This window comes from Thioclava sp. JE_KL1 (assembly GCF_009296265.1).
Taxonomy (GTDB): Bacteria; Pseudomonadota; Alphaproteobacteria; order Rhodobacterales; family Rhodobacteraceae; genus Thioclava.
This window is the reverse complement of record NZ_WBJS01000002.1, coordinates 479053-498565: the sequence shown is the minus strand read 5'-3', so window position 1 is coordinate 498565 and position 19513 is coordinate 479053. Positions and strand designations below refer to the sequence as shown.

General features: G+C 64.1%; 19 protein-coding genes and 2 tRNA genes. 9 read left to right on the top strand and 12 right to left on the bottom strand.

The window, feature by feature from the left end; all coding sequences use genetic code 11:
* Positions 1-87: 87 nt before the first annotated feature.
* The 4 genes from F8R15_RS05170 to F8R15_RS05155 all read right to left on the bottom strand — a co-directional run bounded on the left by F8R15_RS05170 (position 88) and on the right by F8R15_RS05155 (position 2540).
* Positions 88-164: transfer RNA gene (locus F8R15_RS05170), tRNA-Arg, on the bottom strand.
* A 41-nt stretch (positions 165-205) separates the two neighbouring features.
* Complete coding sequence (locus tag F8R15_RS05165) at positions 206-673, bottom strand: GNAT family N-acetyltransferase (RefSeq protein WP_152843809.1); 468 nt, start codon at positions 671-673, stop codon at positions 206-208.
* Between the two features lie 68 nt (positions 674-741).
* Positions 742-1563 carry a lytic transglycosylase domain-containing protein gene (locus F8R15_RS05160; RefSeq protein ID WP_253732395.1) on the bottom strand — a complete coding sequence of 274 codons (822 nt, stop codon included), beginning with the start codon at positions 1561-1563 and terminating at the stop codon, positions 742-744.
* Positions 1564-1691: 128 nt separating this feature from the next.
* Complete coding sequence (locus F8R15_RS05155) at positions 1692-2540, bottom strand: hypothetical protein (RefSeq protein WP_152843807.1); 849 nt, start codon at positions 2538-2540, stop codon at positions 1692-1694.
* A 159-nt stretch (positions 2541-2699) separates the two neighbouring features.
* On the opposite strand from F8R15_RS05155, the gene F8R15_RS05150 reads away from it, so the two are divergent.
* From F8R15_RS05150 to F8R15_RS05135, 4 genes are all read left to right on the top strand, one after another.
* Complete coding sequence (locus F8R15_RS05150) at positions 2700-4772, top strand: [FeFe] hydrogenase, group A (RefSeq protein WP_152843806.1); 2073 nt, start codon at positions 2700-2702, stop codon at positions 4770-4772.
* A 190-nt stretch (positions 4773-4962) separates the two neighbouring features.
* Complete coding sequence (locus tag F8R15_RS05145; RefSeq protein ID WP_152843805.1) at positions 4963-6213, top strand: efflux RND transporter periplasmic adaptor subunit; 1251 nt, start codon at positions 4963-4965, stop codon at positions 6211-6213.
* Complete coding sequence (locus F8R15_RS05140) at positions 6210-6914, top strand: ABC transporter ATP-binding protein (RefSeq protein WP_152843804.1); 705 nt, start codon at positions 6210-6212, stop codon at positions 6912-6914. The genes F8R15_RS05145 and F8R15_RS05140 overlap by 4 nt, the downstream gene beginning before the upstream one ends.
* On the top strand, positions 6914-8119 hold the full coding sequence (locus tag F8R15_RS05135; RefSeq protein WP_152843803.1) for an ABC transporter permease: 1206 nt from the start codon (positions 6914-6916) through the stop codon (positions 8117-8119). The genes F8R15_RS05140 and F8R15_RS05135 overlap by 1 nt, the downstream gene beginning before the upstream one ends.
* 70 nt (positions 8120-8189) lie before the next feature.
* On the opposite strand, the gene F8R15_RS05130 is transcribed toward F8R15_RS05135, so the two are convergent.
* Both F8R15_RS05130 and F8R15_RS05125 read right to left on the bottom strand, forming a co-directional pair.
* Positions 8190-8720, bottom strand: coding sequence for a hypothetical protein (locus tag F8R15_RS05130; RefSeq protein WP_078570066.1), 531 nt, complete (start codon positions 8718-8720; stop codon positions 8190-8192).
* A gap of 355 nt (positions 8721-9075) precedes the next feature.
* Positions 9076-9387, bottom strand: a complete 312-nt coding sequence (locus F8R15_RS05125) for an ETC complex I subunit (protein ID WP_078520323.1) — start codon at positions 9385-9387, stop codon at positions 9076-9078.
* A 413-nt stretch (positions 9388-9800) separates the two neighbouring features.
* Here F8R15_RS05125 and uvrB point away from each other — a divergent pair, with 413 nt between their 5' ends.
* Positions 9801-11984 (top strand): excinuclease ABC subunit UvrB, encoded by a 2184-nt coding sequence (gene uvrB / locus F8R15_RS05120; RefSeq protein ID WP_152843802.1) that lies wholly within the window; start codon positions 9801-9803, stop codon positions 11982-11984.
* The gene (locus tag F8R15_RS05115; RefSeq protein WP_152843801.1) at positions 11981-12739 is read left to right on the top strand and encodes a DUF6782 family putative metallopeptidase; all 759 of its coding nucleotides are present in this window, start codon (positions 11981-11983) and stop codon (positions 12737-12739) included. Before uvrB ends, F8R15_RS05115 begins: the two co-directional genes overlap by 4 nt.
* Before the next feature lie 3 nt (positions 12740-12742).
* Here F8R15_RS05115 and F8R15_RS05110 read toward each other — a convergent pair whose 3' ends face one another.
* Positions 12743-13342 carry a rhodanese-like domain-containing protein gene (locus F8R15_RS05110; RefSeq protein ID WP_078541906.1) on the bottom strand — a complete coding sequence of 200 codons (600 nt, stop codon included), beginning with the start codon at positions 13340-13342 and terminating at the stop codon, positions 12743-12745.
* Between the two features lie 76 nt (positions 13343-13418).
* Between F8R15_RS05110 and F8R15_RS05105 the strand changes: the two genes are divergently transcribed.
* The gene (locus tag F8R15_RS05105) at positions 13419-13883 is read left to right on the top strand and encodes a YdcF family protein (RefSeq protein WP_152843800.1); all 465 of its coding nucleotides are present in this window, start codon (positions 13419-13421) and stop codon (positions 13881-13883) included.
* A 15-nt stretch (positions 13884-13898) separates the two neighbouring features.
* Here F8R15_RS05105 and F8R15_RS05100 read toward each other — a convergent pair whose 3' ends face one another.
* The 4 genes from F8R15_RS05100 to F8R15_RS05085 all read right to left on the bottom strand — a co-directional run bounded on the left by F8R15_RS05100 (position 13899) and on the right by F8R15_RS05085 (position 16258).
* Positions 13899-14171: a hypothetical protein gene (locus F8R15_RS05100; protein WP_078570063.1), complete on the bottom strand. Its 273-nt coding sequence runs from the start codon at positions 14169-14171 to the stop codon at positions 13899-13901.
* Positions 14172-14273: 102 nt separating this feature from the next.
* The gene (locus F8R15_RS05095) at positions 14274-14591 is read right to left on the bottom strand and encodes an antibiotic biosynthesis monooxygenase (RefSeq protein ID WP_078520328.1); all 318 of its coding nucleotides are present in this window, start codon (positions 14589-14591) and stop codon (positions 14274-14276) included.
* 162 nt (positions 14592-14753) lie between these two features.
* A complete protein-coding gene (locus F8R15_RS05090; protein WP_152843799.1) occupies positions 14754-15797 on the bottom strand; it encodes a TRAP transporter substrate-binding protein in 1044 nt (347 codons plus the stop codon).
* A 272-nt stretch (positions 15798-16069) separates the two neighbouring features.
* Complete coding sequence (locus F8R15_RS05085) at positions 16070-16258, bottom strand: hypothetical protein (protein ID WP_172976163.1); 189 nt, start codon at positions 16256-16258, stop codon at positions 16070-16072.
* 312 nt (positions 16259-16570) lie between these two features.
* Here F8R15_RS05085 and F8R15_RS05080 point away from each other — a divergent pair, with 312 nt between their 5' ends.
* On the top strand, positions 16571-17875 hold the full coding sequence (locus F8R15_RS05080; protein ID WP_152843797.1) for a UDP-glucose/GDP-mannose dehydrogenase family protein: 1305 nt from the start codon (positions 16571-16573) through the stop codon (positions 17873-17875).
* Between the two features lie 139 nt (positions 17876-18014).
* Here F8R15_RS05080 and F8R15_RS05075 read toward each other — a convergent pair whose 3' ends face one another.
* Positions 18015-19205, bottom strand: a complete 1191-nt coding sequence (locus F8R15_RS05075; protein WP_152843796.1) for an NAD(P)/FAD-dependent oxidoreductase — start codon at positions 19203-19205, stop codon at positions 18015-18017.
* 99 nt (positions 19206-19304) lie between these two features.
* On the opposite strand from F8R15_RS05075, the gene F8R15_RS05070 reads away from it, so the two are divergent.
* Positions 19305-19379 (top strand) — tRNA-Gln (locus tag F8R15_RS05070).
* The last annotated feature ends 134 nt before the right edge of the window (positions 19380-19513 follow it).

The following is a 19513-nucleotide window of genomic DNA, read 5'->3' as shown; positions in this document are numbered from 1 at the left end:
CCGCGATTCAGACCGCGTTTCCTTGTTTTCGGACAATGAGGTTGAATAAGTCGCAGGCGGAGGCCGCGTCGCAAGAAGCGAGGATTTTGGCGATCCCTCGAGGACTCGAACCCCGAACCTGCTGATTAGAAGTCAGCTGCTCTATCCAGTTGAGCTAAGGGACCGCGTGGCCCCTAAATGCGCGATCGGCGCGCGTGGTGCAAGTTCAGATCGCGCGCATCAGGAAGACGGAATTCGGATCGGGCTGGTAGCCGACATAGGGCCCGCATTCCGCAAAGCCCGCGCGCAGGTAAAGCTGGCGCGCCGGGGCGAAGGAGTCCTGCGATCCGGTCTCGAGATAGAGCCGCGCCATGCCTTCCTCGCGCGCGGCGTCGATCAGCTGCTCCAGCATCCGCCGCGCGAGCCCCTGCCCGCGCATCTCGGAGAGAATATGCATCGATTTGATCTCGCCTTCATCGGGCGCGATGCGCTTCAGCGCGCCCATGCCCACCGGGCGCCCCGCCTGACGCATCACGAAGAACGAAATGCCGGGCGCAGCCAGCGCATCTGGCGGCAGCATATGGATCGACTCGGGCGGCGTATCTTCGTGCATCGCCGCCGCGTGGCGGGCGTGAAGCTCTGCAAGATCCGCGCCCAGCGGGGTTTCGCGCGCGATTTCGATCGTGTCTTCCATGGGGCACCCTCATCCGTGTCGGCGGCAGATTAGGCGCGACGCGCACCAGCCTCCAGCGCGAAAACGCCTTAGTTGCGGATGACTTTGCAGAACCCGCCCTGTCCGCGAATTTTCTCGCAGGTCGCCAGCGCCTCCTTGCGCGAACCTGCCGGGACTTGCGCCGTGTATTGCGCGCGTCGGCCAAACCCCGGCATCACCGCGCGCACGAAACGCAGCTTGGCGTCACCAATCGCGCCGGAATGACGCGCGGCGGCCCGTTTCCCGAACACCTCGGCCGATCTCTGGGTGCGCCCGGCGGCCACGATCACGCCCCAGGGCGGGACAGGATCGCGGAATTCCCGGATCGCCCTGCCCTTCGCCAGTTTGGTGCAGGCCACAAGGAAAGGCGTCTCCCCGTCAAGCCGGTAATCCACCGTCTCGGGTGGTGCGTCGCGCCAATCCTCCGCGGAATGGCCAGTGATTGCGCGCACATAGGCGCGGGTCTCGCCCGCAAGCCCGCCGGTCTTCGCGATGAACCCCGCCGCGCGGTCCTCGCCGCCGTTATAGCCGATCGCCGCGAGACCGGGATTGCCGAAGCGCGTCGCCATCTCGGCCAGATAGCGCGCCGAGGCTTCGATCGCTTCGGCCGGATTGAACGGGTCTCCAAGCGCGCGCAGCCGCGCCGTGCCGGGCATGAACTGCGCGATCCCCTGCGCACCCGCCGGGCTGATTGCCGCCGGATCAAACCGGCTTTCGCGCCAGAGAAGCCGTGCGAAATAGCCCGGGTCGATCCCCGCCTCCTGCGCCGCGTTTTCGATAAGCCCGCAGGTATCGGCGAAATAATCTTTCAACCCGATGCAGCGGCGTCCGTCCTCGGTACAACGCAGGTCGGGCGCTGGAGGGCCGATCATCGCCCGCGCAGGTTGCGCGTTCAGCGCCCCCGCGAGGACACAGAAAAACAGGGCTGAGAGGAGGGCTTTCATCACTGAAAATTAGCGGGAATTCCGGCATGGCGCCAGAGCGACGTCGAGGCCGAGCCTTAGTCGCGCAGCACACCGGCGGCGGCGAGCACTTTGCGGTCCGGGCGCCAGATATCGCGGTGTGGCGTCGCGAAGGCGCGCGTGGAGAAGCTGGCCGTCACGCCGCGATCGCGCAGGAAGGCCCGGTCGATCGCCTCCTCTTTCGCGACGTCTATCGGCAGCGGATAGGCTTTCAAGCTATAGCCGTGAAAGCCCAGCTTTCCCTCCGGCCCAAGATCGCGATGCGCGCCCGCCATGAAGATCAGCGTGCAGGCGGAATAGCAGCGTTTCGTCACCTGCGTGTTCAGCCCCCGCGCCAGCACGCGTTGCGCCAGCGCCCGCGCGGCGAAAACCTGACCGCCGGCACTGTCGAGATCGACCGCCGAGACGCCCGTCGCCGGGGTTGCCTCGAACCGCCCCAGAAGATCGTAGCCGATATCGCCGGTCAGATAAGCGACGCCGTTGCGCACCTCCAAAGGCTGCGGCCCGGCATAGGCGATCGGCGCCAAGGCAGTGGTCTGCCGCGCGGCCTGATCGAGCGCATGGGCCACCGTCACAACCGCGACCGCCACCACCGCCACGCGCCCCGCGAGCAGCACATGGCCCCGCGCCTGCGCGTCGATCCAATGCGACAGGCTGCGCCACGCCCCCACCAGCTGCCACAGCGCCAGTGTCATATCCGCGAGGAACAGCAACGCGAAGAACGGCATCGAGAGCGGCGACGACAAGGCTTGCCACAGCTCGGCGACAGCCAACCGTCCGCCGATCAGCACCACGACGAGCGCGATCCAAGGCGGGCAATCGCCCTGCCAGTAGCTGCCGAGACCCCAGTGTGAGGCGGGCTGAAATATCCGGGTGGCTCGGGCCATTTACGCCGTCCTTTCGAGCACCATCGGCTTTCAGTGTAGCACGACTGACCCGAAAATTGGGAAACTGCTGGAAAGGACGCGATTGCGGGCGGGCCGAAGGCGGGACTTCTGCGGCGAGCCATGCCTCTGCTATACTAAAGAGACGGGAGGTTCCTTCGCATGATCACGCTTACGATCAACGGGCGGCACGTCGAAGTCGATGACGGCACCAGCTTGCTGGAGGCGGCGAAGCAGGCTGGCATCCATGTCCCGACCCTGTGCTATTACCCCGGCTTGCCCGCCCATGCCGTGTGCCGCATTTGCCTCGTGGAGATCGAGGGCACGCCGAACCCGCAACCGGCTTGTCGCACGCTGGCAAAGGATGGCGATGTGGTGGCGACGGATACCGAGGCATTGGCGGCCTTTCGGAAAGCCGATGCGCAATGGCTGCTCGCGCGTCACCCCAATGACTGCATGCGCTGCGAGGTGAACGGGGCGTGCCAGCTGCAGCGTCTCGTCCATGAGAACCAGTGGGAGGAGCGTTGGCCGAAGATGCCCGCCGGGGCGCCTGCTGCCTCGGAAGAGCTTGCGAGTGATCACACATCTCCCAGCATCTGGCGCGATCTTTCGAAATGTATCGAATGCGGGTTGTGTGCGGAGGTCTGCGGCGACGCCGTCCAGAACCAGAATGTCATAGGCTTCGCCAATCGCGGATTTGACCGCCGCCCTGTCACGGTCTTCGATGTGCCGCTGTCGCAGACCAATTGCATCTCCTGCGGCCAGTGCACGCTTGTCTGCCCTGTCGGTGCGCTGATTGAGGCGCCGCATTGGCACGCGGTGCTGCAAACGCTCGACGCCCATCGGCGCGTCTCCGTCGTTCAGGTGGCCCCGGCGACGCGCATCGCCATCAGCGAGGAATTCGGGCTGGAGCCGGGCACCGTCAGCACGGGGCGCCTGATCAATGCGCTGCGGCTTTTTGGGTTCGATTACGTGTTCGACACCAATTTCGCCGCCGATCTGACGATCATGGAGGAAGGCACCGAACTTCTGTCGCGGCTCAAAGCCGGGACGGAGCTGCCGCTGTTCACCTCCTGCTGTCCGGGTTGGGTGAATTGGGTCGAACTGAATCGCCCCGATCTTCTGCCGCATCTGAGCACGACCAAATCCCCCCAGCAGATGCATGGCGCGATCGCGAAACGGGGCCGCTTTGCACGGTCTCTGGGGCCCGATTTCGCAGAGGGCAAAGCCGAGCCCTATGTCGTGAGCGTGATGCCCTGCACCGCCAAGAAGGACGAAGCCCAGCGCCCCGGCGTCTCTGGCGACGTGGATCATGTGCTCACCACCCGCGAACTGGCGCGGATGATCCGGTCGCGGGGCATCCCGTTCGGGGCGCTCTCCGAGGACGGGCAATTCGACAGCCCGCTGGGCGAGAGCACCGGGGCCGCCCAGATATTCGGCGCCTCCGGCGGGGTCATGGAGGCGATGGTCCGCACGGCTGCGCATTTCAAAGGGATCGAGCACGATCTGCCGCTGGAATGGGAAGCGCTTCGCGGTGTTCGTGAGGGCGTGAAGACCGCGACCATTCCCGGCGTCGGCACGGTGGCCGTGTGCAACGGGATCGCGTCGGCCCAGCGCATGCTGGAAGACGAGGCCTGGCGCGACGACTATGTCGCCATCGAGGTCATGGCCTGCGTCGGCGGATGCCTCGGCGGCGGCGGCGAGCCGAAATCCATGGACCCGCATATTCTGCAAAAACGCGCCAAGGCGATCTACAGCGTCGATGCGAAGGCACCGCGCCGCCGTTCCTATGAGAATGCGGATGTGCAGGCGCTTTACGACTCGGAACTGGGCGCGCCGAACTCGCCGACCGCGCATCGCCTGCTCCACACCCATTACGCCGCCAGACATTCCAAGCGCTCGCTGCTGATGCGCTTTCTGGATTGCGTGGACCGGCGCGACGGTGCAGCGGCCGCAAAGCTGTTTCATCCCGACGGGGTTTGGTCGACCGCGTCTCCCTTCGGCGTTCTGACCGGCGCGGACGAGATCGCGGGGCTCATCAACGCGAAGCTTCCGCCGAACCTGCGCGGCGCGAAATATGCGCGTCACCAGATGGAGAGCGCCTCGGATATCGACGATCTCATGGTCCTCGCCCCCGACGGGAGCCGCAGCCGCTTCGATCTGGAGCTGAGCACCGTGGAAGCTGACGGCTATTCTCAGACGGTGATCCAGACCCTCACGCGCACCGTCCGTTGACACTCTCCTGCGCAGGCTTTCCGCGCAGCGGGCGAAGACAAGTCACAAATTCATCGCCCCAGCGATCACAAGCGCGTTTCTTTTTCCTTTCTTGTTCTAGAGCAAAGCCATAGCGGGCGACGGGGTTCATTTTCTCGAACGTAATACTCCCGCCCGAGCTTGCGGGGAGAGAAACCGGAACGGATGAACGATGCCAAGCCAGAGCCGCGACGAAATCGAGAAAATGCTGTCCACTGCGAAGAGTGGACGCCCTTGGCGGTTCTGGGCTTTCGGCGCGGGTGCTGTCGTGATCGCGATCGGCGCGTGGCTCTGGCTCGCGCCCTCCGGCGACACCACGGGCACGAGCTATGTGACGCAAGAGGTCACGCGCGGCGATCTGACCGTCACCGTCACCGCGACCGGCACGGTGCAGCCCACGACGGAAGTCGAAGTCTCCTCGGAGCTGTCGGGCACGCTGGAGAGCATCGATGTCGATTATAACGACGAGGTCAAAGTGGGTCAGGTCCTCGCGCGGCTCGACGATACGAAATTCAAGGCGCAGGTCGCCAATGCCGAAGCCGCACTTGCGGCCGCCAAGGCGCAGCTAGCACAGGCTGAAGCCACGCAGAAAGAAGCGACGGCGCTTTATGAGACACAGGCGGAACTGGACCGGCGCGGCGTCTCGACCCATAGCACCTTCGTCACCTATATCGCGCAGCGCGATCGTGCCGTGGCAGCCGTTCAGGCCGCGAAAGCGTCGCTGACGCTGGCCGAGGCGAACTTGGCGTTGGAGAAGGACGATCTGGAGAAATCGGTCATCCGGTCCCCGATCAATGGCGTCGTTCTGGACCGCAATGTCTCGGCCGGTCAGATCGTGGCCGCCTCGCTGTCCGCACCCACCCTGTTCACGCTGGCCGAGGACCTGCGCCGGATGCAGTTGCTGGTCGATATCGACGAGGCGGATATCGGTCAGGTGGCGGTCGGCAATGATGCGACATTCACCGTCGACGCCTATTCCGGTCGTTCCTTCCCGGCGACGATCACCCAGGTGCGCTACGCCCCCGAGACGACCGACGATGTCGTGACCTACAAGGGCGTGCTGGCGGTCGACAACTCAGATCTTCTCCTGCGCCCCGGCATGACCGCGACGGCGACGATCACAGTAGACGAGGCGAAGGACGCGCTCCTGATCCCGAATGCGGCGCTGCGCTACGCGCCCCCGCAAGAGGTCGCAGATGCGGGCAATGGCGCGAGCGGACTCATCGGCCTCGTGATACCGAGCCGCCCGAGTTCGGAGAGCGGCACGGCGAGTGGCAAATCCGTCTGGGTTCTTCGCGACGGCACCCCCGTCGAAGTGGCGGTCACGCCGGGCGCGACGAATGGCAAGTTCACGATTGTCACCGCGGGCGATCTGGCCGTTGGCGATCAGGTGATCACCGATCAGCGGGATGCATCGAAATGAGTGAGCCGCTTCTCGAGCTGCGCGGGATCGAGCGCCACTATGGCCATGACGAAACCCTCGTGCGCGCCCTCGATGGCGTCGACCTTCGCGTCGAACCTGGAGAATTCCTTGCGATCATGGGGCCCTCGGGGTCGGGAAAATCGACCGCGATGAACATCATCGGCTGTCTCGACCGGCCGACCGCGGGGAATTACCTGTTCAACGGTGTCGAAGTCGCGACCCTGAACCGCGATCAACGGGCCTTGCTGCGCAGGCATTACCTCGGGTTTGTCTTTCAGGGCTACAACCTGCTGCCGCGCACAACCTCGCTGGAAAATGTCGAACTTCCCCTGATCTACAAGGGGATGCGCAAGGCCGAGCGTGTGGCGCGGGCCCGTCAGGCTCTGGCGCGGGTCGGGCTGGAGGGGCGCGAGGATCACACGCCGTCGCAGCTCTCGGGCGGTCAGCAGCAACGCGTCGCCATCGCGCGGGCGCTGGCGGGCGAGCCGATGGTGATGCTCGCCGACGAGCCCACGGGCAATCTCGACACCAAACGCAGCGTCGAGATCATGAACCTGATGCAGGACCTCAACCGCGAGTCCGGGCTGACCATCGTGATGGTCACACATGAGGAGGACATGGCCGCCTATGCCTCCCGCCTCGTCGTCTTCACCGATGGCCGCGTCGTGCGCGACGAGAAGATGCACGAAGGAGCGCTGTGATGCTCTGGGAAACCATCCGCCTCGCGCTTACTGCGATCATCCGCAACGCGCTACGGTCCTTTCTCACCGTGCTGGGCGTGGTGATCGGGGTCGCCGCCGTCATCGCGATGGTGACCGTCGGGCAAGGCTCCTCCGAGCAGGTCTCGGCCAATGTGGAATCGCTCGGGACGAATGTGCTGGTCGTGCGCTCGGGGGCGCGGATGATGGGACCCGGATCGCGCGATACCGCCCCGCCCTTCAAGCTTTCGGATGCAGACGCGCTGGAGGACCTGAGCAGCCTCTCGGCCGTCGCGCCTGTCGTCTCGACCGCAGCCACGGCGGTCTTCGGCAACAACAATCGCACGACATCGATCACTGGCACGACGTCGCCCTATCTCGAGATCGGCGGCTGGACGATCGCGCTCGGGCGCAGCTTCACCCCGGCGGAGGACCGCAGCGGCGCCAATCTTTGCATCATCGGCGAGACCGTGCGGACAACCCTGTTCGGCGCGACCGATCCGACCGGCGAGAAGATCCGCATCAAGTCGATCTCCTGCGAGGTGATCGGCGTGCTGAAATCCAAGGGCGCCGGGTCCTTCGGGCAGGATCAGGACGACCTCGTGCTGATGCCGGTCCGAACGGTGCAAAGGCGGCTGATGGGCAGTCAGGACGTCTCTTCGATTTCGCTTCAGGTGGCCCGGACGGCCTCCGTGGAGCGGGCGACCTCCGATATCGAGGCCCTGATGCGCGAGCGCCGCCGCATCGCGATCGGCGAAGACGACGACTTCTCGGTCTTCGACATGGCCGAACTGAGTTCGATGCTCAATTCGGTCAATTCGGTTCTTACCGGCCTGCTCTCCTCCGTCGCGGCGGTCAGCCTGCTCGTGGGCGGGATCGGCATCATGAACATCATGCTGGTCTCGGTGACCGAGCGGACCCGCGAGATCGGTATCCGCCTCTCGGTCGGCGCGCAGGCCCATCAGGTCTTGATGCAGTTCCTCGTCGAAGCTGTGGTGTTGTCGGTTCTGGGCGGGATCATCGGGATCCTCTTCGGCCTCGGCCTCGCCTATGTCGCGGCGCAGATCATGGTGATCCCCTTCTCGCCCAGCCTGAACGTCATCGCCCTCGCCTTCGGCTTCTCCGCGGTGGTGGGCATGGTCTTCGGCTACTTTCCGGCGCGGCGGGCGGCCCGGCTCGATCCGATCGATGCGCTTCATTATCAGTAGATGTCAGGCACAAAAAAGCCCCCTGCCGCGTAGGACAGGGGGCTTCGGGATCATGTATCGTCAAAGGTGATCAGGCGTTGTTGTCGACCACGACGATCAGATTGCCTTCGGCGTTGATATACGCGGCAGCGACATCCTCGGGCGTGTAATCGGTGCCATCGAAGACGCTGGACGGAAGCTGGCTGTAATCGGCATCCACGTCAGCGCCCATTGCGTTCTCGAGAGCCGCGGAGCCATTCTCTGCGCCTTTACCCTTCAGGTCGGACAGAGCGACGATCTTGGCTTCGCCATCGGTTCCCACTTCATAATCGGCGAACTGGTCGGTGGACGCAGCGCCATTGGCCTGAAGGTCCGCGACGAGCTGACCATAGGTCTTCACCGACCCATCTTGGCCCATTCCACCATTCGAGCCCGCAGTCGTTGCGGCATCCGTCGATGCGCCCATATCCGCGCTTGCGCCGACATCAGCGCCTGCAGCCTGCGCCGAGACCGATGCGCCAGCGTCCGTTCCGGTGGATACGTCAGCCTGAGCCAGGGCCGCAACGGGCGCGGCAGTGGCCAGAATACCTGCGAGAGCGATCGACTTGATGGTGTAGGTCATAGTGTTCTCCTTGCATTTCATGCGCCGACCGTCAGCCGGCAGACAGAGAACACTGCAGAAAGATCACCGTTCCTGAGCGCGAGCAGGCTCGGAAAAACTCTGCTCAAACGTCGAAAATCGTGAGCGCGATAATGCCAAGGAACAAAGCGACGGGCTCTTGGGACGGAACGCAGAGCTACGTCGGAAATTCGGGCCACGTTGGAACCTGCGCGAGACCGTCGGTGGCACAGGTTGGAACGCAGGAAGAAACCGAAACGCAGCCTGACGCCCCAGCTTCATTCACGTGGAAAACGGGTGATCGCGGTGCGGAAAACTCTCCCTTGGCAGGGAAAGCTTTCGCCGCTGGCGCAGGTATTCAGTGCGTCCAGTTCGCGCGGCGGTCGGTGGCGAAGTTCTCGCCATAGCCGCGGGCGCGGACATTCGGGGCGCGCTTATGCGGCTCCGTCACGACGTAATCGATGCCCTTTTCCTTGGCATAGGCTTCGGCCGCCTCGCGGGTCTCGAAGCGCAGCCGCACTTGCGCCTGCGTGTCATTGGAGCTGGTCCAGCCCATCAGCGGGTCGATCTCACGCGCGTCGGAGGCGACATAGTCGAGATACCAGAACCGCGTCTTCGCGGTGCCCGATTGCATGGCGTTGCGGGCGGGTTGGTAGATGCGCGCGCGCATGGGCAAACTCCTCTGCGATACCTCTGACTTTTCTTAGTGCATCTGAGACAAATCGCAAGCCCCGGAGCGCAAAGCCGAAAGAGGCGCGGCGATCGTGCATGACATTCCAGCCCCTTCGATGACGCCGCCGCCCGCCGTGCCGGGAGGATACCGAAAGCACCGGTAAGGTGAGGAACTGCCGACCGGCTGGGGAGCAAAGGGTGGGGGTGGTGCGCCGGCCGGCAGTCTGATGCTGCTTGCAATAGGCAAGATGCGCGCGACCCGCCACGAATTCAAGCGAAACAGAGACGCAAGCCACTGTTAAATATAGACAATTCGAAACTCTGCGTTAAGCCTTCCGTAACGCCTTTCGCAAACCCTTGAATGCGAACGAAAAGAGGACAACTTTGGGGGGCAAGCAAAAGGTCTGCGCGATGCCTCACAACAATACCAATCTGCCCTCCGAACGCCCCGACGTGCTCACCCGCCCCAAGCTGGAAGGCGGCAAGCGGTTCGTGATGCAGACTCAGTTCAACCCGGCCGGCGACCAGCCGACCGCGATTGCGGAGCTGTCTTCCGGCGTCGAGGCGCTCGAACGCGATCAGGTGCTGCTGGGGGCGACCGGCACGGGCAAGACCTTCACCATGGCCAAGGTGATCGAGGAAACCCAACGCCCCGCGATCATCCTCGCGCCGAACAAGACGCTGGCCGCGCAGCTCTACGGTGAGTTCAAGAGCTTCTTCCCCGACAACTCGGTGGAATATTTCGTCTCCTACTACGACTACTACCAGCCCGAAGCCTATGTGCCGCGCTCGGACACCTATATCGAGAAGGAATCGCAGATCAACGAGCAGATCGACCGGATGCGCCACTCGTCCACACGGGCGCTGTTGGAGCGCGACGACGTGATCATCGTGGCCTCGGTCTCGTGCATCTACGGTATCGGCTCGGTCGAGACCTATTCGGCGATGACGCAGGATCTCAAGACCGGCGATCTGATCGAGCAGCGCAAATTCATCAACGAGCTAGTGGCGCAGCAATACAAGCGACTCGATGCGGCCTTCCAGCGCGGCGCGTTCCGCGTGAAGGGCGACACGGTCGATCTGTGGCCCGCCCACTTGGAGGACCGCGCCTGGCGATTCTCCTTCTTCGGCGAGGAACTGGAGGCAATCACCGAATTCGACCCGCTGACCGGGGCGAAGACCGACAGTTTCGACCAGATCCGCATCTACGCGAACAGCCACTACGTCACGCCGCGCCCGACCCTGCAGCAAGCCGCGAAGGGCATCCGCAAGGAGCTGGCGCTCCGGCTGAAGCAGCTGGAAGAGGAAGGCAAGCTGCTGGAGGCGCAGCGCCTCGAACAACGCACGAATTTCGATCTGGAGATGCTGGAGGCAACCGGCGTCTGCAACGGGATCGAGAACTATTCGCGCTATCTCACCGGTCGTGCGCCCGGCGAGCCGCCGCCCACCCTCTTCGAATTCATCCCCGACAACGCGATCGTCTTCGCCGATGAGAGCCACGTCACCGTGCCGCAGATCGGCGGCATGTATCGCGGGGACTATCGGCGCAAATTCACGCTGGCCGAACACGGCTTCCGCCTGCCGTCCTGCATGGACAACCGCCCGCTGAAATTCGAGGAATGGGACGCGATGCGCCCGCAATCGGTCTTCGTCTCGGCAACGCCCGCTGCATGGGAGCTGGAACAGACCGGCGGCGTCTTCACCGAACAGGTCATTCGCCCGACCGGCCTTCTGGACCCGATCGTGGAAATCCGCCCGGTCGAGACGCAGGTGGATGATGTGCTCGATGAGATCCGCACCGTCGCGGCGCGCGGCTATCGCACACTCGTCACCACGCTCACCAAACGCATGGCCGAGGACCTGACCGAATACCTGCACGAACAGGGCGTTCGCGTGCGCTACATGCACTCCGACATCGACACGATCGAGCGGATCGAGATCCTGCGCGACCTGCGCCTCGGGGCCTTCGACGTGCTGATCGGGATCAACCTCTTGCGCGAGGGTCTGGACATTCCCGAATGTGGGCTTGTCGCGATCCTCGATGCCGACAAGGAGGGCTTCCTGCGTTCGGAAACCTCGCTGATCCAGACCATCGGCCGCGCCGCGCGGAACTCCGAGGGCCGCGTCATCATGTATGCCGACAGGATCACCGGCTCGATGCAGCGCGCGATGGACGAGACCGACCGCCGCCGCGCCAAGCAGATCGCCTATAACGAAGAACACGGCATCACACCCGAGACGATCAAGAAGAATGTCGATGACGTTCTGGCCGGGCTCTATCAGGGCGACACCGACATGTCGCGCGTCACCGCCAAGGTCGATGCGGTCAAACCCGGTGCGAACCTGCAGGCGCATCTGGATGACATGCGCGCCAAGATGCGCAAGGCCGCCGAGGATCTGGAATTCGAGGAAGCCGCCCGCCTGCGCGACGAGGTGAAACGTCTGGAAGCGGTGGACCTCGCCGTCCACGACGACCCGCTCGCGCGGCAATCGGCGGTGGAGGCCGCGAGCGAGGCCGCCGTCAAGGCGCAGGGCCGGTCGACGGCAGGACGGCCGGGTCAGCGCGGGGGTGTGAAGGGGAAGAAGGGGCGGTGAGGCTCGTCCGGCACATCGTCCTGAGCGCCTGGCTCGGTGTGATGACCGGACCGGCGCACGCCCAGATCCTCACTTGCGCCGCCCCACCCTTCGATAAGCCACCCGAAATCGCAGCGCTCGTCACACAGCTGCGTCCCGCCCTCGACCGCTGGCCGAGCCTGCATGTCGCGCTCTTTCAAGACGCTGGCGAGCTGTGTCTCGCCGACACGCTGCACGATGCGCGGGGATATTTCGAGCCGCGCTCCTCCCGGCTCGTGATCGCCACCGACATGGCACCCGCCCTGCAAAAGGCAGTTCTGATCCATGAATTGCGCCATCTGGAGCAGAAATTCCACGGCTCCTGTCCCGATCCGAACCTGTCGATGAAGGAAAATGCCCGCGCGATCTTCGCGATGGAGGCGGACGCGACGACCTTCAGCCTCGCTGTGGCTTGGGATCTGCGCGAAGCCGGGATGCCCGACGCCTGGGACGCGCTTGCAGGATGGCCGATGCAGGACGATATCGCCGCAGCCTTCGAGACAGAAATGGGCCGCTCGGACGATCTCATCAGTGCGGCCAGCGCCGCTTTCACCCAGTGGTACGCGAATGACGAACGACGCGAGCTATACTACCTCGCGTCGTGCAGCGATTATCTCGAGTCCCGCGACCGGGAACACAGAATGCTCAGCTATGATCGGCTTTCCAGCAGCTTCTTCGACTCGCTTTGTCGGCTCCCCGATGGCGAGGCCTACCCTTGCGCAGAACCCGACAAATAGGGATCAGCCCCCGCTGACCGTCAGCCCCAGCAGCCGCCATTGCTGCATCCCGCCGCGGTAGTAATAAATCTTTTCCGCCGGGAAACCGGCTTCGATCATGCGGCGTGCGGCAGTAGGCGACTGGCCGCACCACGGGCCGTTGCAGTAAAGCGCGACCGATTTCACGTCCTCGCCGTCGCAGATGAAGCCTTCGAAATCGGGCTGACAGCCAAGCTCGCCCAGACGGTCGGGGGCTTCCATATAGGGAATATTGATCGCACCGGGGATCGCGCCGCCCTCGAAATCGCGGGTCACCCGCCCGTCGACGACCACCACGTTGGGATCCTTGAGAAACTCCAGCATCTCCAGCTCCCCCACTGGGGTCACGCCGGGGGCCGGGATCATCGGCTGGATGCAGAAGCTCGGACAGGGGCGCGAGGTCTTGGCCCAATCACCTTCCAGCTTGTTCTCGTTATCCTGAATCCGCTTGATCTCGACCGGGCCCTTGGCAGTGTCGACCGTGACGGACATCACGTCGGGGCGAATATTGACCGGCTCGGCGAAAGCGGGCTCGACCAAAACAGGCGCGGCAGCCAGCAGCGCGGCAAGAAAAATGAAACGCATGTTAACCTCCCTTTTTCGTGATCATAACACGACTGCCAGCCTTGTCGCCGGCAGTGTGAAACTTTAGCTCAACGAAATGAGAGCGATTTTGATCCTTGGTGCAGCGGTTTGGGCAGAGGGCCTCCCCTCACCCAGCTTGCAACGGCGCACACGGCACGCGGCGGCGCTGTGGCAGGCGGGCGCGGCGGAGCGGGTGATCTGTTGCGGGGGTGTCGGGCGGCATCCGCCGAGCGAGGCGGAGGTGATGGCCCGGATCTTGCGCGCGGAAGGCGTGGAGGCCGAGGCGATCTTTCTCGAAGATCGCTCGACCAGCACTTACGAGAATATCGGCTTCGCCCGGGCGCATCTGGAGAGCGACGAGGTGATTGTCGTCACCGATCCCTACCACGCGCCGCGCGCGGTGATGATCGCGCGGCAGATGGGGCTGCGGGCGCGCGCGGACTGCCCGCCGCATCGGGCGAGCGCGAAGGCTCGCGCCCGTGAAGGGTTCGCCTACCTGAAGCTGGGATGGTGGCTGGCGCGCGGCGGGCCTTTGCCCTAATCCGCGCGGCCCGCGTCAGTCGAGGATCATCTTGCCGATGACCAGCACGATGACTGCGCCGACAAGCGCGATGGCAATGATCGCAAGCAACCCACCCGCCGCGAGCACCGCCCCGCCCAGAAGGGCGACGATGAAGGGGGTGATGAGGGCGCCGACCACGCCGATCGCCAGATAGGCGGCCTTGTGACGCCCGCCCGAGACGACGCTCGCGATCCAGCCCGCCAGAAGACCTGCGAGCACGAGAAGGATCAGCCCGACCGTGCCGATAGCTTGCAGAACGCTTTCCATGATGTCACTCCGATATGTCTTTTCACAACAACGCGAAGAGCGCCCCGAAGTTCCCTCTCCACGCGACCAATTCGGCAGCGCAGCAATACGCATGCCGGTCCGTCAGAAATCGGCGGAAACCTCATACATCACCGGCTCGAAGTTGCGGCACAGCGTGTAGATCACGCGGTTGCGCGAGATCATCTCGGGGCTGCGCAGCATCGCCTGATAGTCGCCCCGCTCGTTCCATTTCGAATAGGTCGCGATCCGCGTGCGCGCGTCGTTCATATGCAGGCCCGCGCCGATGAAACCGGGCGCTTTCGAGATCACCTCGGAATAGGCGGCTTGCAGCTTCTCCATCAACTCGTCAGCTGTGGCGGGCGTCATCTCGAAGGTACAGATCACGGTCTGCCCTTTGAAATCGCTGGTAATCTCGGTCATGGGCGGTCCTCCTCGGCATCATGCTCGCACAGAAGCGCGCAGAAATCACCGCTCTTTTGCGGACCTGCGTCAGAGTGGCAAAAGCGCGAGCGCCGGGACCGCCACGATCAGCGCGATGCAGATCAGATCGGCGCCCACGAACCAGCTCACCGCGCCCCATCCTCAGAACGAATGTTTCTCGATCAGAGCGCGGGCGGAGCTCAGTAACTCTTCACCCGGCACCCCCTTCTCCTCCATCTCGGCAACCCATGCGTCAATCACCGGCTGCGAGGCGTCTTTCCAGATCGACGTATCCTCGGCCGGGATCGTGATGATCTCATTGCCCAGATCCATCGCGGCCTGACGCGAGGGGATATCCTCGGCCTGCTGCAAGTGTCCCGCCTGCGCCGAGAACTCAACGCCCGAGACGCTGTCGATCGCGGCCTGCAGATCGGGGTCGAGCGCGGCGTAGCGGTCCTTGTTCATCGCGAGAATGAAGCTCGCCGTATAGATCGAGGGGCCAGCGAATTGCGTGTGGTGATGGACCAGCTCGCCGATCCGCAGCGAGGCCGAGACCTCCCAAGGCAGGAGCGCCCCGTCGATCGTCCCGTGCGAGAGCGCCTCGGGGACAGCCGGAACCGGCATCTCGACAGCCGTCGCGCCGAAATGCTCGAGCAGCTTCGTCGTCACCCGCGACGGGCCGCGCAGTTTCAGCCCTTCGAAATCGGGGATCGCGCGAACGGACTTGTTCGCATGGATCACGCCCGGCCCGTGCACCCAGGTGCCCAGCAGGTGAATGTCGCGGAAATCCGTATCGACCATCTCCGCCTGCGCCAGCTCCCACAGCGCAGCAGACGCCGCCTCGGCTTCAGCGACCAGGAAGGGAAGCTCCATCACCTCGGTGCGCGGGAACCGTCCCGGCGTGTAGCCCGGCAGCGTCCAGACGATGTCGACAACCCCGTCAGTGACCTGATCGATAAGATCGGTCGGCTTCCCGCCCAGCTGCATCGAGGGGTAATGCTGGATGCGCACCCGGCCCTGCGACGCCTCCTCGACCGCCGCGATCCAAGGGGTGAGGATATGGGCGGGCACGAAGCTGGTCAGCGGCAGGAATTGATGCAGGCGCAGCGTGACCTCGGGCTCTGCGGCCAGCACAGGCGGCGCGGCCAAGGCGGCGGCACCGGCGGCAAGGGCGAAACTCTCACGGCGGGTAAATCTCTGGCTCATGCGGGTCTCCCTCTCACGCGGTCCAAAGCGGATTTACCCGGCGGATGCCCCCAACGTCCAGTTTTGCTTTTCGCGAGATGACGGGACCTGTCGTGCGGCCACAGCAGCGACACTCGACGCGTGGCAAAACCGCTCCTTCCCGCAAAAGAAAAACCCGCGCCAAGCGCGGGTTTTTCCTGTCCCCGGAGCGTCAGGCCCTACCCCGTATCTCCGGAAATGAAAAAGGCCGGAACGCGTACGTCCGGCCCCTTCCAATTCGGTGTTACCCGAAATTAGTTGTTCGAGGCTGCGACAGCAACGCCGAGCAGCAGCAGAACCGGGATGATGATGCCGGCGTTCGAGGACGACGACTGCTCAACCACAACGGGCTCGGGCTCGACGACCGGAGCGGTGTAGCCGCCAGCAAAAGCGGTCGAACCGGTGAGGCCGAGGGCCAGGGCGATGGTAGCGATCTTTTTCATAGTAATCTCCGTCATTACCGTAGGGAGCCGCCGGACTTTTCTGGCAGCTTCCCGGCGAGACTTACACAGCTTCCCGGGATTGCAAAGAGTGAAATACACGGCCCATTCACGCAGAGGCGAAGACTGTTGCACTTTGGCACTTTTCTTGCATGAAATGCCCAGAATTCGTGTCTAACGCGGCACAGGCTACCATTCCGCGCTTCTGGAGTGACGCGGATTCTGAGAAGAATTACGAGAACTTGTCCGGAACCGGCTTGCAATTTCGCCGCCCGGGAATCAAGGCACCGACACAGCACAGGCAAGGACGAGAATATGAAAATCGCGATGATCGGCACGGGCTATGTTGGCCTTGTTTCGGGGGTGTGTTTCTCGGATTTCGGCCATGAGGTCGTTTGCGTCGACAAGAACCCCGCGAAGATCGAAATGCTCGAGGGCGGCCGCGTGCCGATCTACGAGCCGGGGCTCGACGAATTGATGGTGAAGAACGTCGAAGGCGGACGCCTGACCTTCACCACCGATCTCAAGGCCGCGGTCGCAGGCGCCGATGCGGTCTTCATCGCGGTCGGCACGCCGACGCGGCGCGGCGACGGCCATGCGGATCTGACCTATGTGATGGCCGCCGCCGAGGAGATCGCCAACGCGATGACCGGCTATGCGGTGATCGTGACGAAATCGACAGTGCCGGTGGGCACGAACCGTCAGGTCGCGGAGGTCGTGCGCAAGACCCGCCCCGATATCGAATTCGACGTCGCCTCGAACCCCGAATTCCTGCGCGAGGGCGCGGCGATCGACGATTTCATGCGGCCCGACCGGGTCGTCGTCGGCACCACCTCGGAGAAGGCCGAGGCCGTGATGGGTGAGATCTACCGCCCGCTCTTCCTGCGCGAATTCCCGATCCTCTATACCGATCTGGAAACCGCCGAGATGATCAAATACGCGGCCAACGCGTTCCTCGCGACGAAGATCACCTTCATCAACGAGATCGCGCGGCTCTGCGAAAAGACCGGCGCGGATATCAAACAGGTCTCGCGCGGCATGGGGCTCGACGGCCGGATCGGCAACAAGTTCCTCCATGCGGGTCCGGGCTATGGCGGTTCGTGTTTCCCGAAGGACACCGCGGCGCTCGCGCGGATTGGTCAAGACTATTCCTGCCCGATGGAGATCGTCGAGACGGTGATCAAGGTGAATGACGACATCAAGCGCCGGATGATCGAGAAGGTCGTCGATCTCTGCGGAGGCTCGGTCAACGGCAAGACGATCGCGATCTATGGCGTGACCTTCAAGCCGAACACCGACGACATGCGCGAGGCCCCTGCCCTGACCATCGTGCCCGCACTGGTGGGTGGCGGCGCGAAGGTCCGCGTGGTCGACCCGCAGGGCAAGCGCGAGGGCGAGGCACTGCTGCCGGGCGTGTCCTGGATGGATGATGCCTATGCGGCGGCGGAGAAGGCTGATTGCGTGGTGATCCTGACCGAGTGGAACGAGTTCCGCGCGCTCGACCTGCAGAAGATCGCAGCGACGATGGAGACCGCGCGCATGGCCGACCTGCGCAACATCTACTCCGAGAAGGACGTCAGGAAGGCGGGCTTCGCGGATTACGTCGCGGTCGGGCGGTAAGGCCCGACGGCATTGAAACCGATCCGGGAGGGGGCTCTGCCCCCGTCGCTGGAGGGCGACAATCCACGGAGAAAGAGGGGGCCCTGCCCCCGCCCTTCGGCCCCCCGGGATATTTCTCCCAAGAGGAAGAGGCGCGTGGTCAGGCCACCTGCCCTGCGGCCCAGCCGGACGCCCAGGCCCACTGGAAGTTGTAACCGCCGAGCCAGCCGGTGACGTCCACCACTTCACCGATGAAATAGAGCCCCGGCACCTGCTTCGCCTGCATCGTCTTCGCATCGAGCACAGCGGTCGACACGCCGCCCAGCGTGACCTCCGCCGTGCGAAACCCTTCCGAACTGACGGGCCGCACCTGCCAGCGATGGATCTGATCATCGAGCTTGGCGAGGTCCTTGTTCGATTGCTCGGCCAGCCGCCCCGATAGCTTCGCTTCCGCCACCACGAAATGCGCGAGCTTCTCCGGCAGATGCCGCGCGAGCGCATTGTGCAGCGCCTGCCGTCCCGCCGCGTCGCGCTGCTCCGACAGGGCCGCCGCAATGTCATTGCCCGGCGCCAGATCGATCTTGAGCGTGTCGCCCTCGCGCCAATAGCTGGAGATTTGCAGGATGGCGGGCCCTGACAGCCCGCGATGGGTGAACAGCAGATCCTCGGCGAAATGCGTCTTGCCGAGGCGCAGATCGACGGGCCGCGCGAGACCCGACAGCGGCGCGGTGCGCGCCAGATCCTGCTCGGCGAAGGTCAGCGGCACCAGAGCGGGTCGCGTTTCCACGATATCGAGGCCGAATGTCCGCGCGATTTCGTAGCCGAGGCTGGACGCGCCCATCTTCGGGATCGACTTGCCGCCCGTCGCGACAATCACCGAAGCCGCGCGGATCGGGCCTTGCGAGGTCGTGACGAGGAAGCCCTCGTCCTCCCGCTCCACTCGCTCGATCTCCGTCTCGAGCGACAGCACGCCGCCTGCCGCGCGCAGATCGCGCAACAGCAGGTCGATGATCTGCGTGGCCTTCCCGTCGCAGAAGAGCTGCCCCAGATGCTTCTCGTGCCAGGCGATCCCCGCCGCATCGAGCCGCGCGATGAAATCCGCGGGCGTGTAGCGCGACAGCGCCGAGAGCGCGAAGCGGGGATTTCGCGACAGGAATCGTTCGGTCGCGTTTTGCCGGGTCAGCAGACGGTTGGTGAAGTTGCACCGCCCGCCGCCAGAGATTCGAATCTTCTCGCCCGGACGCCGCGCATGGTCGAGCACCCGCACCGAGCGCCCGCGTCGCGCCGCCTCGATCCCGGCCATCAGTCCGGCAGCCCCTGCGCCCAACACTAAAACATCGCAATTTTCCATGCCGTCTCGCTTGCCGTAGCGGCGCGCGACGCGCAATCGAAATTTGTCGGATTTTCCTCTTGAAGCCCCGCGCCCACTTGGCTACATACCCCCCCACGTTGGGGCGTAGCCAAGTGGTAAGGCACCGGTTTTTGGTACCGCGCACCGTAGGTTCGAATCCTACCGCCCCAGCCACTTTTCTCAGTAGAACTGAATTGTTTGAGGTTTCGCTGGCCGCTCAGGCCGTGAAATTGGCCTCTGCTCGGCTTGTTAACAGGCGGCGGCGACGCGACGTCTCCAGAGCTGCGCTCTCTCGACCCAAACGACGG

Excerpts from the sequence above, each read along its gene's own strand:
- F8R15_RS05165 (WP_152843809.1), bottom strand. The coding sequence starts at position 673 with ATGGAAGACACGATCGAAATCGCGCGCGAAACCCCGCTGGGCGCGGAT.
- F8R15_RS05160 (WP_253732395.1), bottom strand. The coding sequence starts at position 1,563 with ATGATCGGCCCTCCAGCGCCCGACCTGCGTTGTACCGAGGACGGACGC.
- F8R15_RS05155 (WP_152843807.1), bottom strand. The coding sequence starts at position 2,540 with ATGGCCCGAGCCACCCGGATATTTCAGCCCGCCTCACACTGGGGTCTC.
- F8R15_RS05150 (WP_152843806.1), top strand. The coding sequence starts at position 2,700 with ATGATCACGCTTACGATCAACGGGCGGCACGTCGAAGTCGATGACGGC.
- F8R15_RS05145 (WP_152843805.1), top strand. The coding sequence starts at position 4,963 with ATGCCAAGCCAGAGCCGCGACGAAATCGAGAAAATGCTGTCCACTGCG.
- F8R15_RS05140 (WP_152843804.1), top strand. The coding sequence starts at position 6,210 with ATGAGTGAGCCGCTTCTCGAGCTGCGCGGGATCGAGCGCCACTATGGC.
- F8R15_RS05135 (WP_152843803.1), top strand. The coding sequence starts at position 6,914 with ATGCTCTGGGAAACCATCCGCCTCGCGCTTACTGCGATCATCCGCAAC.
- F8R15_RS05130 (WP_078570066.1), bottom strand. The coding sequence starts at position 8,720 with ATGACCTACACCATCAAGTCGATCGCTCTCGCAGGTATTCTGGCCACT.
- F8R15_RS05125 (WP_078520323.1), bottom strand. The coding sequence starts at position 9,387 with ATGCGCGCGCGCATCTACCAACCCGCCCGCAACGCCATGCAATCGGGC.
- uvrB (WP_152843802.1), top strand. The coding sequence starts at position 9,801 with ATGCCTCACAACAATACCAATCTGCCCTCCGAACGCCCCGACGTGCTC.
- F8R15_RS05110 (WP_078541906.1), bottom strand. The coding sequence starts at position 13,342 with ATGCGTTTCATTTTTCTTGCCGCGCTGCTGGCTGCCGCGCCTGTTTTG.
- F8R15_RS05105 (WP_152843800.1), top strand. The coding sequence starts at position 13,419 with ATGAGAGCGATTTTGATCCTTGGTGCAGCGGTTTGGGCAGAGGGCCTC.
- F8R15_RS05100 (WP_078570063.1), bottom strand. The coding sequence starts at position 14,171 with ATGGAAAGCGTTCTGCAAGCTATCGGCACGGTCGGGCTGATCCTTCTC.
- F8R15_RS05095 (WP_078520328.1), bottom strand. The coding sequence starts at position 14,591 with ATGACCGAGATTACCAGCGATTTCAAAGGGCAGACCGTGATCTGTACC.
- F8R15_RS05090 (WP_152843799.1), bottom strand. The coding sequence starts at position 15,797 with ATGAGCCAGAGATTTACCCGCCGTGAGAGTTTCGCCCTTGCCGCCGGT.
- F8R15_RS05085 (WP_172976163.1), bottom strand. The coding sequence starts at position 16,258 with ATGAAAAAGATCGCTACCATCGCCCTGGCCCTCGGCCTCACCGGTTCG.
- F8R15_RS05080 (WP_152843797.1), top strand. The coding sequence starts at position 16,571 with ATGAAAATCGCGATGATCGGCACGGGCTATGTTGGCCTTGTTTCGGGG.
- F8R15_RS05075 (WP_152843796.1), bottom strand. The coding sequence starts at position 19,205 with ATGGAAAATTGCGATGTTTTAGTGTTGGGCGCAGGGGCTGCCGGACTG.